This window comes from Sorangium sp. So ce1014, from assembly GCF_051521505.1.
Classification (GTDB): domain Bacteria; phylum Myxococcota_A; class Polyangia; order Polyangiales; family Polyangiaceae; genus Sorangium.
This window is the reverse complement of the sequence record NZ_CP150356.1, coordinates 8,730,191-8,746,025: the sequence shown is the minus strand read 5'-3', so window position 1 is coordinate 8,746,025 and position 15,835 is coordinate 8,730,191. Positions and strand designations below refer to the sequence as shown.

Here is a 15,835-nt window from a genome sequence, read left to right as displayed (position 1 = left end):
GTCGTGAGCCCGCGATCGGGCGCCGAGCGGCGGCTCGTCCCGCCGCGCTGCCCGTTGCAAGCCCCGCCGCGCAGGGGGTAGCCTGCCCGGGCTCGCGCGACCCGCGCGGCAGGGTGTGAATCTTCAGAGAGAGAGGGAGTCACCGTGAGGTCACGCACGATCGATGCCGTAGCCGCATTTGCCCTGTTCGCCCTCGGAGCCGCCGCGTGCGGCAAGAGCGGGGGCGACGCGCCGTCGTCGTCGTCGTCCTCGCCGTCAGGGTCGGCCGCGGCGGCTTCGCCGGGGGCCGCGCCGGTGATGCTGTCGTACTGGGCGAGCAACCAGGCGCCCAGCGTGGAAGACGACAAGAAGATCCTGCAGCCCGAGCTCGACAAGTTCGAGAAGCAGACCGGGATCAAGGTCAAGCTCGAGGTCATCCCCTGGTCGGACCTGCTCAACCGGATCCTCGGCGCCACAACGAGCGGCAAGGGCCCCGACGTCCTCAACATCGGCAACTCGTGGTCTGCGTCGCTCCAGGCGACCGGAGCGTTCCTGCCGTTCGACGACGCCGCGCTGGCCAAGATCGGCGGCAAGGACCGGTTCATCCCGGCGAGCATGTCGGCCACCGGCGCGCCGGGCCAGCCGCCCGCCTCGGTGCCGCTCTACGGGCTCGCTTACGGGCTCTTCTACAACAAGAAGATGTTCGCCGACGCGGGCGTCGAGAAGCCGCCGGCCACGTGGGCGGAGCTCATCACGGTCGGCAAGAAGCTGACCGACGCGAAGAGCGGCCGTTACGGCCTCGCCATCATGGGCGCGAGCTACAGCGAGAACGCCCATTTCGCGTTCATGTTCGGCCGCCAGCAGGGCGCCAAGATCTTCGACGGCAAGCAGGCGCGCTTCGACGACCCGGAGATGGTCACCGGCGTCAAGCAGTACATCGACCTGCTCAGCGTCCACAAGGTCGTGAACCCGAGCAACGCCGAGTACGTGAACGACACGCAGATCCTCAAGGACTTCGCCGGCGGCAAGGCGGCGATGCTCATGATCCAGAGCTACGCCGCCACGGCGATCGAGCAGAACGGCCTCCCCCGCGACGCCTACGGCGTGGCGCCGATGCCGCTGCCCGACCCGCTGCCCGCGAACGGCAAGCGGGTGAACAGCCACGTCGCCGGCATCAACCTCGCCGTCTTCGAGGACAGCAAGAACAAGGACGCTGCGCTCAAGCTCGTCGCCTTCATGACCAGCGCCGAGGAGCAGAAGATCCTGAACGCCGCCTTCAACTCCCTCCCGGTCGTGACGGAGGCCTACTCGGATGAGCGCTTCAAGACCGCGAACATCCAGGTGTTCCAGAAGGTGCTCGCCGACACGGCGGAGTCGATGCCGATGATCGAGGAGACGGCGCAGTTCGAGACGCTCGTGGGCACGGCCATGAAGGATCTCCTGGCCGAGGCCGCCTCCGGCAAGGCGGTGGACGAGGCCGCGATCCGCGCCAAGCTGACCAGGGCCAACCAGCAGATGGCGAGCGGCAAGTAATGCAGGAGGGCAGCGCGGGGGGCGCCGGGGGGGACGCGCCCGGGCTCGCCGGGGCGGCCACCGCGGCGCGCGGCGTCGCGAGGCCGCGGGTGGGCTCGCGCTGGCCGCGGGCGTTTCCGTACGTCCTCCTGCTGCCCGCGCTCGTCGCCGAGCTCGCCGTGCACATCGTCCCGATGTTCGTCGGGACGTGGATGAGCTTCCTCCAGCTCACGCAGCGCCATATCCGCCACTGGGGCAAGGCGCCGTTCGCGGGGCTCGCCAACTACCGCATCGCGGTCGACTTCAGCTCTCCTGTCGGCGTCGAGCTCCTGCGCTCCTTCGCGGTCACGGTCGCCGTCAGCGTCCTCGTGGTCGGCGGCTCGTGGCTCCTCGGGACGGCCGCCGCGGTCGCGCTGCAGAGGCCGTTCCGCGGCCGCTCGGCGCTGCGGACGCTGTTCCTCGTCCCGTTCGCGATGCCGATCTTCACCGGCGTCATCACGTGGAGCTTCATGCTCCAGCGCGACACGGGCATCGTGAACACGGTGCTCGTCGATCAGCTCGGCCTGGTCCAGGAACGCCCGTTCTGGCTGCTCGGCGACAACAGCTTCGTCAGCCTGGTGGTGGTGGCGATCTGGCGGACGTGGCCGTTCGCCTTCCTCACGGTGACGGCGGGCCTGCAGGCCATCCCGTCGGATCTCTACGAGGCGGCCAGCGTCGACGGCGCCGGCCCGTGGACGCGCTTCCGGTCGATCACGCTCCCGATGCTCCGCCCGGTCAACCAGGTGCTGCTGCTCGTCCTCTTCCTGTGGAGCTTCAACGACTTCACGACGCCGTACACGCTCTTCGGGCGGGCGGCGCCGCCAGAGGCCGACGTCATCGCGATCCACATCTACCAGGCGTCGTTCATCACCTGGAACTTCGGGCTGGGCTCGGCGATGTCCGTGCTCCTGGTCGGCTTTTTGCTCGTCGTCACGACAGGCTATCTCTTGATCACCGGCAGGAGCGCTCGCCATGCGTGAGGCTGCGTGGGTCGTCTGGTTGCGGCGCGCCGTGCTCGCGGCGCTCTCGGTCTTCACCGTCATCCCGCTCTACGTGATGCTGATCTCGGCGATCAAGCCGCTGCGCGACGTCCAGGGGCCCTTCACCTGGGTGCCGACGGAGGTCACGCTGCAGCCGTTCGTGGACATGTGGCGGACCGTGCCGCTCGCGCGGTACTTCGTGAACAGCGCGGTCGTCGCGGCCGCCGCGACGGTGCTCTCGGTGACGCTGGCGATCCTCGCCGGGTATGCGGTGAGCCGTTACCGCTTCTGGGGCCGGCGCGTGTTCCTTACCACCGTGCTGTCGACGCAGATGTTCCCCGGGATCCTGTTCTTGCTCCCGCTGTTTCTCCTCTTCGTCACGGTCGAGCGGGCCACCGGGCTCGAGCTGCACGGGACGCGGCTCGGCCTCATCCTCACGTACCTGACGTTCTCACTGCCGTTCTCGATCTGGCTCATCGCCGGGTATTTCGACACCATCCCGCGCGAGCTCGACGAGGCGGCGCTGGTGGACGGCGCCGGGCCGCTCACCGCGCTCCTCCGGGTCGTGCTCCCGGCGGCCAAGCCGGGCGTGGTCGCGGTCGCGATCTATGCCTTCATGACGGCGTGGGGAGAGGTCCTGTTCGCCTCGGTGCTCACCGGCGACGACGGCCGCACCCTGGCCGTGGGGCTGCAGGGGTATGCGACGCAGTCGAACATCTACTGGAACCAGGTGATGGCCGCCTCGGTGGTCGTCAGCGTGCCCGTGGTGGCCGGGTTTCTCCTGCTCCAGCGCTACCTCGTCCAGGGGCTCACCGCGGGCGCCGTGAAGACCTGACCGCTCGGGGCGTGCGTTCGCGTCGATCCAGGTCGGCCATGACCAGGAGCCAGGACAGCTCCGTCGAGACATGGTATGCGAGCCCCATGTCCAGAGACGTCGAGCTCCAGTGTCGTTGCGGGAAGGTCCATGGATGGGTGCGCGATGCCGCGCCGAGCACGGTGAACCGCGCCGTCTGCTACTGCAACGACTGTCAGGCATTCCTGCACCATCTCGGCCGCGCCGACCTGCTCGACGAGCACGGCGGCTCGGACATCGTGCAGGTCGCTCCTTCGTCGATGTCGTTCGACCGCGGCAGCGAGCTCATCACCGCCGTGCGCCTCACGCCGAAGGGCCTCTATCGCTGGTACGCGAGCTGTTGCAAGACGCCGCTCGGCAACACGCTCACGCCGCGGCTGCCGTTCGTCGGCATCGTCACCGCGCTGTTCCAGCAAGCGCCGAGCGCACGCCCGTGCGACGAGGTGTTCGGCGCGCCGCGCGGCGGGATCTTCGGCAAGTTCGCGGTCGGCGAGCCGCCGCCCGGGTCGGTGAAGCCGAACGTGCGCCTCCTCGCGCGCACGATCCGAACGCTGCTCGGCTGGAAGCTCCGCGGCAAGGCGTGGCCACACCCGTTCTTCGACCGCGCGAGCGGCCATCCGAAGCACCCGGTCACGGTGCTTTCCCCGGCCGAGCGCGACGCGCTGCGCCCGCTGTGCGGCCCGCGCCCCGCGCGCGGATGACGCGCCGGAACGCCGGGGGAGCCCTCGCGGCGCCGCCGGAGCCGACGTCCCAGGGGGACTGATCCGGCGTGATCGGATCCGATCGGACGACAACCTCCCTGACCTGAGGCGGCGGCCTCACGCTGAACGGACGAGCGGGATGCTGCTGCTGGCGCAGCACCCCGGAAGCACGGAGCTGCTGCTGGCGCAGCACCCGCTGCCCGCCTCATGGGCGTTTCGTCCGTTAAAACGGATCCGGGCCTTGGCACGCCGCCTGCTATCCCCTGCAAGCACCAGCTGAGCACGCGTCGGCGAGGAGCGCGACCCAGGCTTCGAGGGCTCGATCACGAGCGACGCGACGCCAGCCGCACCCGCTTGTCCTCTTTCGCAATCCCATGAAGCACCTGTTGGTTCGCCTCGCCGCCGTGTCGCTCGCGCTGATCCGCCTCGTGGACCGCTGTCCTCCGTACGGGACAGAGGGCAACCCGAGGTAGCCGGCGCTCCGGCTCGAGAGCTCACCTTACCAGGCCAAGCGAACGCGGCCCGGCAGTCCCGCCGGCGACCGCGCGAGGAGAATACCGTCATGGGAACCACGCAGTTGAAGAAGCCGTCGCGCTCGAGGGCGCTCCGCGCCAACCTCGATTACCCGGTCATCGACACCGACCTGCACACCATCGAGTTCGCGCCGATCCTGGAGGATTACATCGCGAAATACGGCGGTGCGAGCGCGGTCGACGAGTTCCGCGAGGCCATCAACCGCGGCTTCGGCTACCTGAGCAACGAGTGGTACGAGCTCTCGCCGGAGCAGCGCGCCGCCCGGCGCGCGACGCGCCCGCCGTGGTGGGCTCTCCCGACGAAGAACACCCTGGACCTCGCGACGGTGTCGCTGCCCCGGCTGCTCCACGAGCGCCTGGAGGAGTCCGGCACGGACTACGCCGTTCTGTTCCCGAACGTCTCCACCTTCGCCACCCACGTGGGCAAGCAGGATCTCCGTCGCGTGCTCGTCCGCGCGGTCAACCACTATCACGCCGACGTCTACCGGCCTTACGCCGACCGGCTCACCCCCGTCGCCGCCATCCCGCTGCACACCCCGGAGGAGGGCGTGGAGGAGCTCGAGTTCGCGGTCCACCAGCTCGGCCTGAAGGTCGCGCTCATCCCGGGCAACCTCCGCCGGCCCATCCGGGAGATCGCCGACAAGTATCCGTCGCGCCACCATCCCGACGTCGCGCGGCACGCGAACTGGCTGGACACGTTCGGCGTGGACAGCGAGCACAACTACGATCCGTTCTGGGCCAAGGCGGTCGCGCTCAAGACCGTGTTGACCACCCACTCCGCCGGGATGGGGTGGACGAGCCGCAGCTCGGTCACGAGCTACATGTACAACCACATCGGCCACTTCGCCTCTGCCTCGGAGGCGCTGGCGAAGTCGCTCTTCTTCAGCGGAGTGACGCGGCGATTCCCGGATCTTCGCGTCGGCTTCCTCGAGGGGGGCGCGGCCTGGGGCGCGACGCTCTACGCCGATCTCGTCGGCCACTGGGAGAAGCGCAACGGAAAGGCCGTTCAGAACTACAACCCCGATCATATCGACGCCAAGCTGCTCCATGCGCTGTACAAGGAGTATGGCGGCAAGGAGGTCGAGGCGCGCCTCGGCGACATCAACGCCGTCCTCGGCGGCGCGCTCGGCGTGTCGAACAACTCCCGGAGGCAGCCGCAGGATCCGCGCGCGCTCGACGACTTCGCGGCGGCGGGCATCGAGCGGATCGAGGACATCCGCGATCGCTACGTGCCGAACTTCTACTTTGGCTCGGAGGCGGACGACCCGACCATCGCGTACGCGTTCAACACCAAGGTGAACCCCCTCGGCGTGCAGCTCAACGCCTTCTGGGCGTCGGACAGCGGGCACTGGGATGTTCCCGACCTCACCGAGGTGCTCGCGGACACGTGGAGCCTCGTCGAGCGCGGGGCGCTGACGGAGGCGAACTTCCGCGACCTCGTGTTCACGCACCCGTACAGCTTCTTCGCCGGCAAGAATCCGGAGTTCTTCAAGGGCACCGCCGTGGAGCAGAAGCTCCAAAAGGAAAAGGCGGCCTGACAGGCCGGGCGCCGCGCCGGGCTCGCCCCCATGAGCCCCGCGCGGCGCTGACGCGGAGCCGAGCCTCGAGCTCCGCAGGGCCCTGGTAGACCCGCCTGCGACACTCCAATCATGCGTGACGATACAACGAGCTTTCGGGATCGATGGATGACAACGTTTGACCCTTCCAGAAGAGCCTCATGGGCGGCCCTCGCGTGCGGGCTCGTCCTCAGCGCGGGACGGGCGCACGCGCAGGGCGCCCCCGGCGCTGCGCAGCCGGCGCCGCCCGGCGCTGCACCCGCCGCGCCCGCCGCGCCCGGCGCAGCGCCCCCCGCACCCGCCGCACCCGCCGCAGCGCAGCCGGCTGCGCCCGGCGCGGGCTCCCCTCCGGGGGACGCCGCGGCGCCGCAGCCAGGCGCTGGCGCGGCGGCGGCGGAGCCCGCGGCCGAGATACCGGACTACGATCCCAACGAGGTGACGCAGGACGATCTGCGGGGGTTGAGCTCCGATGTAGAAAACTTCAAGTTTCAATGGCAGCGCGAGCGTGACCTGCACACCGCCCGCACGACCCGCGGACTCCTCATCGGAGGGGTCATCCAGACGCGCGTCGGGTGGAGCGATGAGCCCGTGAGCTCTGCGACCGTCAATGACCGCAGGGTGACGTTCAGCATCGGCGCGGCGCTCCTCTCGTTCAACGGCTCGCTCTATCGAGACTACGAGGAAGGGCGCAACCTGACCTACCAGCTGCGCTTCGGCGCCTCGCCGCAGCAGGCCACGAACAACAGCTTCCTCAACCTCCTCGACGCTCAGATCTCGTACTCTCCGGTCCCCACGATCAGCCCGGAAGAGTCCACCCTCCTGATCACCCTGGGGCAGCAGCTCTTGCCGTTCGGCCTGGAGGTGCCGGCCAACGAGGAGCTCAAGCCGGTCATCACGAACGCCCAGTTCACGAGTCGGCTGGGGCTCGCCCGGCGCGACATCGGGCTCATCGTCCGCGGCGACCTGTTCCCTCAGGTCGACTACGGCTACGACTACCGCGTCGGCACGCTGGCGTACGCGCTCGGCGTCATCGATGGGAACGGCCCCAACACGACCGACGACAACACCGAGAAGGACTTCATCGGGCGCCTCGCGTTCACCGTCCCGACCGACTACCACTCGTGGCTCCGGCAGATCACGCTGGGCGGGAGCGTCTATTTCGGCTGGCAGAACACGTTCCTCAAGGACGAGAAGAAGACGCTGTCGGGGAAGGGGATCAAGCGCCGGTACGGCGCCGATCTCTACTACAACCACTTCCCGTTCGGGATCACGTACGAGTTCATCTACGGCCAGGACGAGGTGACGCTCGGCACGACGGCCGAGGACCCGCGGAAGACCGAGCTGAAGAGCGTCGCGCACGTGGCGACGTTCTTCTACAGCTTCGGCGCGCAGTTCCTGAAGAGCATGAGGAACCAGGGGAGGTACGACGACTGGTGGCCGAAGACCTACCAGCCGTTCGTCCGCATCGACACGTTCGATCCGGACCTCGACCAGGCGAGGAGCCGCGTCGACACCTACACGCTCGGTCTCAACGTGTTCTTCGCGGAGACGTCGAAATTTCAGCTGAACTACAACAGGCGGAACGACCGCGCGGACACGCTCGGGGCGGGGAACGAGGTGCTCGCTCAGCTCCAGGGCGGCTTCTAGACACCATTTCGCCCGTAGACAGATGCAGGAAGAAGGCAGTTCATGAAAAGACTTATCACGATACTGAAGCTCGCTTTTGTGGTGTTCCTGGCGCTCCCGGCGGGCGCGGCCCTCGCGGACGCGCCGAAGGTCATCCGGATCGGGTTCGCCAGCGTCGGCGTCGGCAACCGGCCCGTCGTCGGCGGGAGCAGCCTGAGCGTTGTGCACGGGCGAGGGCTCCTCGAGGAGGAGTTCAAGCGCGACAACGTGAAGATCGAGTGGTCGTTCTTCCGGGGGGCTGGCCCCGCGGTGAACGAGGCCTATGCCAACGGCCTCCTCGACTTCGCGCTGCAAGGCGATCTCCCGTCGACCATCGGGAGGGCCGGAGGGCTGAAGACCAAGGTCCTCGCGGGGACGGCCATCCGGCAGCACACGTACCTGGCGGTGCCCGCCGACTCCCCGGTCACGTCGCTGGCCGACCTGAAGGGCAAGAAGGTCGCGATCTTCAAGGGGACGAACATCCAGCTCGCGATCGCGAAGATCCTCGCGGGGAGCGGGCTGACCGAGCGCGACCTGCGCGTCATCAACATGGACACCGCGACCGCCAAGGCGGCGCTGGCGACCAAGGACATCGACGCTGCGTTCGGTGGGGCCGACCTCCTGTCGCTCAGGGACCAGGGGATCGTGAAGATCGTCTACTCGACGAAGAGCCAGTCGCCGACGTTCCTCCGGAACGCTCACCTGATCGTCACCGAGGAGTTCGCGAACAAGTACCCGGACGCGACGAAGCGGGTGGTGAAGGTCCTCGTCCAGGCGGCCCACTGGGTCTCGGAGAACGAGAAGAACCCGGCCGCCGTCTACCAGCTGTGGTCGAAGTCCGGGGTGCCCTTCGCGAACTACAAGGAGGACCACACGGGCGAGTCGCTGAAGGTCCGCTCGAGCCCGCTCTTCGACGAGTTCCTGGTCGCCCGCTACAAGAGCGCCGTCGCCGACGCGAAGAAGTTCGGGCTCATCCGGAACACGTTCGACGTCGACGCGTGGATCGATCAGCGCTTCCTGAGGGAAGCGCTCAAGGAGCTGAACCTCGAGCGCTACTGGCCGGAGTTCGACGCGGGCGGCAACCTGAAGCGCCCCGGCAGCTGAGCTCCGCTCGCGCTTCAGAGCCGGATAGCCGAGCGCGACCGCCGCCGTGAGCCAGGCGGCGGTCGCGCCGTGAGAAAGGCACTCAAGAGATGACTCAGTCCACAGTTCACAGCGATCAGCCGGACATTGCGTACAACCTCGCGCCGTCGCGGGCGGCGCTCCCCGGCACGGCGGTCTCGCGGCTCGGGTCGAAGGCGGCGAGCGCGGCGCTCGGGCTCTGCCTCCCGGCGGCGCTCTTCGTCGCGTGGAGCGTGGCGGCGGAGCGCGAGCTCGTCCCGCCGCAGATCCTCCCCGCGCCGGGCGTCGTCTGGGCGACCCTCGTCGATCTCGTGCGCACGGGGGACCTGCCCAGCAACATCGCCATCAGCCTTGGACGCGTGCTCGCCGGGTTCGCCGCGGGCAGCGCCGCCGGCCTGCTGCTCGGCGTCGGCATGGGGCTCTCGCGGCGCGTCGAGGACTACCTGCATCCGACGTTCAAGGCGCTCAGCCAGGTGCCCGTGCTCGGCTGGCTACCGCTGCTCATGATGATCGTGGGCATCGGCGAGCCGCTCAAGCTGATCCTCATCGCGCAGGCGAGCCTCGTCCCGATCGCCCTGAACACGCTCCAGGGCATCCGCGGCGTGCCCCGCTCGTACTTCGAGGTCGCGCGGGTCTATCGGTTCTCGCGCGCGCAGCTGCTCCGCAAGGTGGTGCTCCCCTCGGCGGTCCCCTCGATCTTCGTCGGGATACGGTACGGGCTCACGCAAGCGTGGCTCGCGCTCGTGACCGTCGAGCTGCTCGCGTCGTCCGAGGGGCTCGGGTACCTGATCGTGTGGGGGCGGCAGCTCTTCCAGCTCGACCTCGTGCTCGCGTCGATCCTCGTCGTGGGCGTCGTCGGCCTCCTGCTCGACTCGGGGCTCGGGAAGATCGAGGCGCGCCTCCTCCACTGGCGCCGCGGGGCGGTGTGACCTCTCGCGAGGTGGTCCTATCATGAACTCAAAAGCTCACTTCTCCATCGGCGCGAGGGCGCGCCGGGGTCTGTCGCTCCCGATCGCCCTGCTCGCGGGCTGGACGCTCGCCTGCGCGTATGGCCTCGTCAATACTCACATCCTGGTCCCGCCGCAGGCGGTCTTCGCGGCCGCGAAGGCGCAGCTCGCGAGCGGCGGTCTGCTCGAACACCTGCAGGCGAGCCTCGCCCGGGATCTCGCCGGGTTCACCCTGGGTACGACGCTCGGCCTCCTGGTCGGCGGCGCGATGGGGCTGTCGCGCCTCGCCGACAGGCTGCTCGGCCCGAGCTTCCACGCCGCGAAGCAGGTGGCGCTGTTCGCGTGGATCCCGCTCATGTCCGTGTGGCTCGGGTCCGGCGAGGCCGCCAAGGTCGTCCTCATCGCGCTCGCGGCGTTCTACCCGGTGGTCGTGAACACCCACGAGGGGGTCCGGAGCGTCGGGATAGAGCACATCGAGATCGCCCGCGTGTTCAGGTTCTCGCGCTGGCAGGTCCTGCGCAAGGTCATCCTCCCGGCGGCCACGCCGTCGATCTTCGCGGGCGTCCAGCAGGCGCTCATCTACGCGTGGCTTGGCACCATCGGCGCCGAGTACCTGCTGGAGCCCGCTCCGGGGGTGGGCAACCTGATGACCGACGGACGCGAGCGGTTCGCCATGGACATCGTGCTGCTCGGGGTGCTCGTGACGGGCCTCGTCGGGTTCGGGCTGAACACCGTCGCCTCGGTCGTGGAGAGCCGCCTGCTCCGCTGGCGCGTCCGCAGCGTGTGACAATTCAAGGAGTCGATCATGAGTGAGCCCGAAGTCATCAGCATTCGAGATGTGAGCAAGAAATACGTCGTCAAGGACGAGGTGCTCCCGGTCCTGGACGGGCTGAACCTGACCATCGAGCCCGGCGAGTTCGTGAGCATCGTGGGCACGAGCGGGTGCGGCAAATCGACGCTCCTCAAGCTGGTCATCGGCCTCGACGACGACTACCAGGGCGAGATCCTCGTCGGCGGATCGCGCGTCCGGGGGACGAGCCTCGATCGGGGCATCGTGTTCCAGGAGCACCGGCTTTTCCCGTGGCTCACCATCGAGCAGAACGTGGCGCTCGGGCTGGAGAACTCGACGTTGTCGAGCGACGAGAAGGCGCGGGCCGTCAAGGAGCACATCGCCCTCGTGGGCCTGTCCGGCTTCGAGCGCGCCTATCCGCACCAGCTCTCCGGCGGGATGGCGCAGCGGGCGGCCATCGCCCGCGGGCTCGTCAACAGGCCGAGCATCCTGCTCCTCGACGAGCCGTTCGGCGCGCTCGACGCGCTCACGCGCACGAAGCTGCAGCAGGAGCTCCAGCGCATCTGGCAGCAGGAGGGGATCACCATGGTCCTCGTGACCCACGACGTGGAAGAGGCGGTGTTCCTGGGCGACAGGGTGGTCGTGCTCCAGCCGCGGCCGGGGCGCATCAAGCGCGTCGTCCCCGTCGGCGTCCCGCACCCGCGCGATCGGACGGACCACGCGCTGAAGACCCTCGCGGACGAGGTCCGCAGCTACATCCTCGAGACGCCGAGAGGCTCGTAGAAGCTCGGGCGAGGCAGCGAGCTGCCCGGCCTCGGGTGGCGCGCTTCCTGGTGATCGTCTGCCGATCGCCGCAATCTCCGACAGTACCAACAGATTCCATTGTCAATGTAATGCGGGGCGCTGCGCTGCGCGGAGGTGAGCGTCCACCGCGGGCAGCCGCCGTGCCGCGCCGGCCCCCGATTTTCCCGGCGGGCCGCGCAATCGCCTCACCGATGCGAGTTGTCGCTTGGCAAGACCGACTCATCCGTTATAATGGATACGCATCCGTTGGTGAAGTACACGGCGAACGTCTATGACAATACCGCTGCTTGCGCTCCCTCACGTCGGTTCCACTCCTCCTTCGGTCCGCGCGAGGGCATTCGTCTTCGAGGACCCGCGATCGCGGGAGCTGCTCGAACGCATCCACCAGCTCGCGCCGAGCGACGCGACGCTGCTGATCACGGGCGAGACAGGGACGGGGAAGGAGATCGTCGCCCGCCACATCCATGAGCTGAGCCGCCGGAACAAGGAGCCCTTCGTCACCGTGAACTGCGGTGCGTGGTCCGAATCGTTGATCGAGAGCGAGCTCTTCGGTCACGAGCGGGGCGCGTTCACCGGGGCGATCGGGGCCAAGGCGGGCTGGTTCGAGTCGGCGGACGGCGGCACGCTGTTCCTCGACGAGATCGGCGATCTGTCGCTGCCGCTGCAGGTGAAGCTGCTCCGGGTGCTGCAGGAGCGCGAGGTCGTGCGGCTCGGGTCGCGCCAGCCGATACCCATCGACGTGCGGCTCATCGCGGCGACCAACGTCAACCTGGAAGAGGCGGTTGTCGCGCGCAAATTCCGCGAGGATCTGTTCTATCGATTGAATGTCGCGACGCTCGCGCTCTCGCCTTTGCGCGAGCGGCCCGGCGACATCCTCGCGCTCGCGCGTTACTTCCTCGACCTGTACACGACCCGGCTCGGCTCCGGCCCCGTCACGCTCTCGCGGGAGGCCGCGGAGCGCCTCGTGGAGCACCCCTGGCCTGGCAACATCCGCGAGCTGGAGAACGCGATCCATCACGCCCTCCTTGTGTGCCACGGCAGCCGGATCGCCGTGGCCGATCTGCGGCTCTCGACGCTCCTGCCGAAGACGCCGGCGCCGCCGCCCGGCAATGCGCAGCGGAGCTCGCTGGAGGACGCGCTGCTCGACCTCTTCGACCAGAATGTCCCGAACCTCTACGAGCACGTCGAGGAGACGATCATCCGCGCCGCCTACCAGTACTGCGAGCGCAATCAGCTCCAGACTGCGAGGTTGCTCGGCATCAGCCGGAACGTGGTGCGCGCTCGCCTCGCCCAGTTCGGCGAGCTCGCGCGGCGCTCGCGCTCGTGCAGCCCCGCCCCTGGCGCATCCGCGTGCGGGGCGGGCGGCCCCCTCAACCACGCCGGCAAGATCGAGACGGGCGCCGCCGCGGCCGCGCATGGATGAGCTCAGCTCAGGTAGGAGGAAGCATGAGCAACAAGATCGAGTTTCACAACGTGAGCAAGACGTTCGCCGTCAAGGGGCCGTCGGGGTCGAAGGAGGGCGCGCGGTTCACGGCGATCGAGGACCTCTGCCTCGACGTGAGGGCGGGCGAGCTGATGGTCCTCGTCGGGCCGAGCGGTTGCGGTAAATCGACGCTGATCGACCTGCTCGGCGGGCTGTCCAAGCCGAGCAGCGGGAAGCTCCTGCTCGACGGCAAGCCCATCACGGGGCCGGCCCTCGACCGGGGGATCGTGTTCCAGCAATATGCGCTCTTCCCCTGGAGGACGGCGCTCGAGAACGTCGAGTTCGGCCTCGAGGCCAAGGGCGTCCCGGTGGGCCAGCGCCGGGACATCGCCCGCAGCTACCTGGATCTGGTGAGCCTCTCGGGCTTCGAGGATCGGCATCCACACGAGCTGTCGGGCGGCATGAAGCAGCGCGTGGCCATCGCCAGGAGCCTCGCCTACGACCCGGAGGTGCTGATGATGGACGAGCCGTTCGCGGCGCTCGACGCGCAGACGCGGGAGTCGCTGCAGGCCGAGCTGCTCCGTATCTGGGAGAGGTCGCGCAAGACGATCCTCTTCATCACGCACAGCATCGATGAGGCGGTGTTCCTCGGTCAGCGGGTCGCGGTCATGACCTCGCGGCCCGGCCGCGTGAAGCGGGTCATCGACATCCCGCAGGAGCTCCGGGGCTACGAGGACGCGCGGTCGACGCCGGAGTTTGGCCGGCTGCGCCACGAGATCTGGACGCTCCTGCGCGAGGAGGTGCTCAGGGCAGAGGAGCAGGAGCGGAGCAAGAAGCTCAAGCTCGCCGTGGAGAGCCGCGCTGTCGCGGTGGCGGTCAATGGCTAGCCTGGAACAATCGCTCGATCTGCGCGACGAGGCGCAGCCGACGCACCTCCTCTCCGACGTGGGGAGGTGGCTCGGCCGCGCCGCCGCCCGCTCCGGGATTCTGCTCCTCGTGGCCGCCATCTGGGAGACGGCGCCGCGGGTGGGCCTCGTGGAGCCGGCGTTCTTGCCGCCGCTCTCCGAGGTCCTGGCGACCGGGTGGCAGCTCCTCCAGAACGGGCAGCTCCTGAGCCACATCAAGGCGAGCCTGTCGCGCTCTCTGCTCGGCTTCACCCTCGCGATCGTGATGGGCGTGCCGCTCGGGCTCGCGATCGGGTGGTACAAGGGGGTGGCGGACGCCATCAACCCGCTGCTCGAGGTGCTGCGCAACACCGCGGCCCTCGCGCTCCTGCCGGTGTTCCTCCTCCTGCTCGGGATCGGCGAGGCGTCCAAGGTGTCGCTCGTGATCTACTCGTGCACGTGGCCGATCCTCCTCAACACGATCAGCGGGGTGCGCGGGGTCGACCCGCTGCTCATCAAGTCGGCGCGGACCATGGGGCTCTCGCCCATCCAGCTGTTCCGCAAGGTGATCCTGCCGGCGGCCGTCCCGACGATCTTCGTGGGCATCCGCCTCTCGGGCGCGTACTCCCTGCTCGTCCTCGTCGCGGCGGAGATGATCGGGGCCAAGGCCGGGCTCGGTTACCTCATCATCTACGCACAGTACAACTTCCAGATCCCGAGCATGTATGTCGGCATCCTGACGATCACCGCGCTCGGACTGGCGTTCAATCACCTGCTCATGCGCGTCGAGCGGCGCTTCACGTCGTGGAAGGTCGCTCCGAAGGAGTGAGCTTGCGGCCGCGCGGGCGTCCCGCGTCGGGGCGCCACAGGGCTCACCCCCGCACACAGAAAGAGAGGACCACGTGAATCGCATCATCCTGGGTCGGACCGGCCTGGAGGTCAGCGTGCTCGGTCTGGGCGCCGGCGGCGACAGCCGGCTCGGCGCCGGGCGCATCGCCGAGGCCGACTCGCTCCGGCTCGTCCATGCAGCCATCGAGCGGGGCGTGAGCTTCATCGACACGGCGGAGGCGTACGGGACCGAGGCGCTCCTCGGGAAGGCGCTCCGCGAGGTGCCGCGCGAGCGCGTGGTGCTCTCGACGAAGAAGACGACTCGCCTCGATGCGCCCGTGCGGCCCGAGGACGTTGTCTCGTCACTGCACGCGAGCCTGGAGCGGCTCGGTACGGACCACGTCGACGTCTATCATCTTCACGGCGTGCTCCCGCACCACTACGCCGACCTGCGCGAGCGGATCGTCCCTGTCCTCCTGCGCCTGCGCGAGCAGGGGAAGATCCGGTTCCTCGGCATCACGGAGGCGTTCGCCGCCGACCCGTCGCACGCGATGCTCGAGCAGGCGCTTCGAGACGACTTCTGGGACGTCGTGATGGTCGGGTTCAACCTCCTGAACCAGTCGGCGCGGACGAGCGTATTCCCGCTGACGCGGGCGAAGAACGTCGGCACGCTGATCATGTTCGCGGTCCGGCGCGCGCTGAGCCGACCCGAGCGGCTGAGAGAGCTGCTCGCCGACCTGGCAGAGCGGGGCAAGGTGTCGCCCGAGCTCGCCGCCGAGGGGCTGGACGGCCTCCTGGAGGGGGAGGACATCTCCTCGCTGCCGGACGCGGCGTACCGCTTTTGCAGAGACGAGCCAGGCGCTCACGTGATCCTGTCGGGGACGAGCAGCGTGGCGCACCTGCTGGAGAACGCGCGGTCGATCGACGCCCCGCCGCTGGCGGCGAGGGCCCGCGAGCGCCTCATCGAGGCGTTTGCGCGGGTCGACGACGTGTCGGGTCATTGAGGGGAGTGGCCCGCGGCAGGCGAGATGCGGCCTGCGCAGCATGAGCTGCTGACCGCGTGCTCATACCGCAGCAATCGGCGCGCGAAGCCCCCAAAAGATCGCGCGGAGACGCCTGGCACGGCGCGTGCGATAGCGGGGAGCGCGGAGCGAGGCGAGAGGGCGAAGACGCCGAGCAGGGCGTCGCCTCGCCGACAACGTCCCGAATAACCCCTTCA

General features: G+C 68.8%; 14 protein-coding genes. All 14 read left to right on the top strand.

Annotated features, from left to right (window positions below; genetic code table 11):
• The first annotated feature begins 144 nt into the window (after nucleotides 1–144).
• Nucleotides 145–1,512, top strand: coding sequence for an ABC transporter substrate-binding protein (locus WME75_RS33130; RefSeq protein WP_437479244.1), 1,368 nt, complete (start codon nucleotides 145–147; stop codon nucleotides 1,510–1,512).
• A complete protein-coding gene (locus tag WME75_RS33125) occupies nucleotides 1,512–2,510 on the top strand; it encodes a carbohydrate ABC transporter permease (protein ID WP_437479242.1) in 999 nt (332 codons plus the stop codon). The genes WME75_RS33130 and WME75_RS33125 overlap by 1 nt, the downstream gene beginning before the upstream one ends.
• Nucleotides 2,503–3,345: a carbohydrate ABC transporter permease gene (locus WME75_RS33120; RefSeq protein ID WP_437479240.1), complete on the top strand. Its 843-nt coding sequence runs from the start codon at nucleotides 2,503–2,505 to the stop codon at nucleotides 3,343–3,345. The genes WME75_RS33125 and WME75_RS33120 overlap by 8 nt, the downstream gene beginning before the upstream one ends.
• An 86-nt stretch (nucleotides 3,346–3,431) precedes the next feature.
• Entirely contained in the window at nucleotides 3,432–4,064 is a 633-nt protein-coding gene (locus WME75_RS33115; RefSeq protein ID WP_437479238.1) for a DUF6151 family protein, read from the top strand.
• A 562-nt stretch (nucleotides 4,065–4,626) separates the two neighbouring features.
• The gene (locus WME75_RS33110; protein WP_437479236.1) at nucleotides 4,627–6,135 is read left to right on the top strand and encodes an amidohydrolase family protein; all 1,509 of its coding nucleotides are present in this window, start codon (nucleotides 4,627–4,629) and stop codon (nucleotides 6,133–6,135) included.
• A 147-nt stretch (nucleotides 6,136–6,282) separates the two neighbouring features.
• Entirely contained in the window at nucleotides 6,283–7,800 is a 1,518-nt protein-coding gene (locus WME75_RS33105; protein ID WP_437479234.1) for a porin, read from the top strand.
• A gap of 42 nt (nucleotides 7,801–7,842) precedes the next feature.
• Nucleotides 7,843–8,922: an ABC transporter substrate-binding protein gene (locus WME75_RS33100; RefSeq protein ID WP_437479232.1), complete on the top strand. Its 1,080-nt coding sequence runs from the start codon at nucleotides 7,843–7,845 to the stop codon at nucleotides 8,920–8,922.
• 89 nt (nucleotides 8,923–9,011) lie between these two features.
• Nucleotides 9,012–9,869 carry an ABC transporter permease gene (locus WME75_RS33095; protein WP_437479230.1) on the top strand — a complete coding sequence of 286 codons (858 nt, stop codon included), beginning with the start codon at nucleotides 9,012–9,014 and terminating at the stop codon, nucleotides 9,867–9,869.
• Between the two features lie 22 nt (nucleotides 9,870–9,891).
• On the top strand, nucleotides 9,892–10,674 hold the full coding sequence (locus tag WME75_RS33090; protein WP_437479228.1) for an ABC transporter permease: 783 nt from the start codon (nucleotides 9,892–9,894) through the stop codon (nucleotides 10,672–10,674).
• Nucleotides 10,675–10,692: 18 nt separating this feature from the next.
• Nucleotides 10,693–11,460 carry an ABC transporter ATP-binding protein gene (locus tag WME75_RS33085; RefSeq protein WP_437479226.1) on the top strand — a complete coding sequence of 256 codons (768 nt, stop codon included), beginning with the start codon at nucleotides 10,693–10,695 and terminating at the stop codon, nucleotides 11,458–11,460.
• A 292-nt stretch (nucleotides 11,461–11,752) separates the two neighbouring features.
• Complete coding sequence (locus tag WME75_RS33080) at nucleotides 11,753–12,904, top strand: sigma-54 interaction domain-containing protein (protein WP_437479225.1); 1,152 nt, start codon at nucleotides 11,753–11,755, stop codon at nucleotides 12,902–12,904.
• 23 nt (nucleotides 12,905–12,927) lie between these two features.
• Nucleotides 12,928–13,791, top strand: a complete 864-nt coding sequence (locus WME75_RS33075; RefSeq protein ID WP_437479223.1) for an ABC transporter ATP-binding protein — start codon at nucleotides 12,928–12,930, stop codon at nucleotides 13,789–13,791.
• Nucleotides 13,784–14,617 (top strand): ABC transporter permease, encoded by an 834-nt coding sequence (locus tag WME75_RS33070; RefSeq protein ID WP_437479221.1) that lies wholly within the window; start codon nucleotides 13,784–13,786, stop codon nucleotides 14,615–14,617. Before WME75_RS33075 ends, WME75_RS33070 begins: the two co-directional genes overlap by 8 nt.
• A gap of 73 nt (nucleotides 14,618–14,690) precedes the next feature.
• Nucleotides 14,691–15,620 (top strand): aldo/keto reductase, encoded by a 930-nt coding sequence (locus WME75_RS33065; RefSeq protein ID WP_437479219.1) that lies wholly within the window; start codon nucleotides 14,691–14,693, stop codon nucleotides 15,618–15,620.
• The last annotated feature ends 215 nt before the right edge of the window (nucleotides 15,621–15,835 follow it).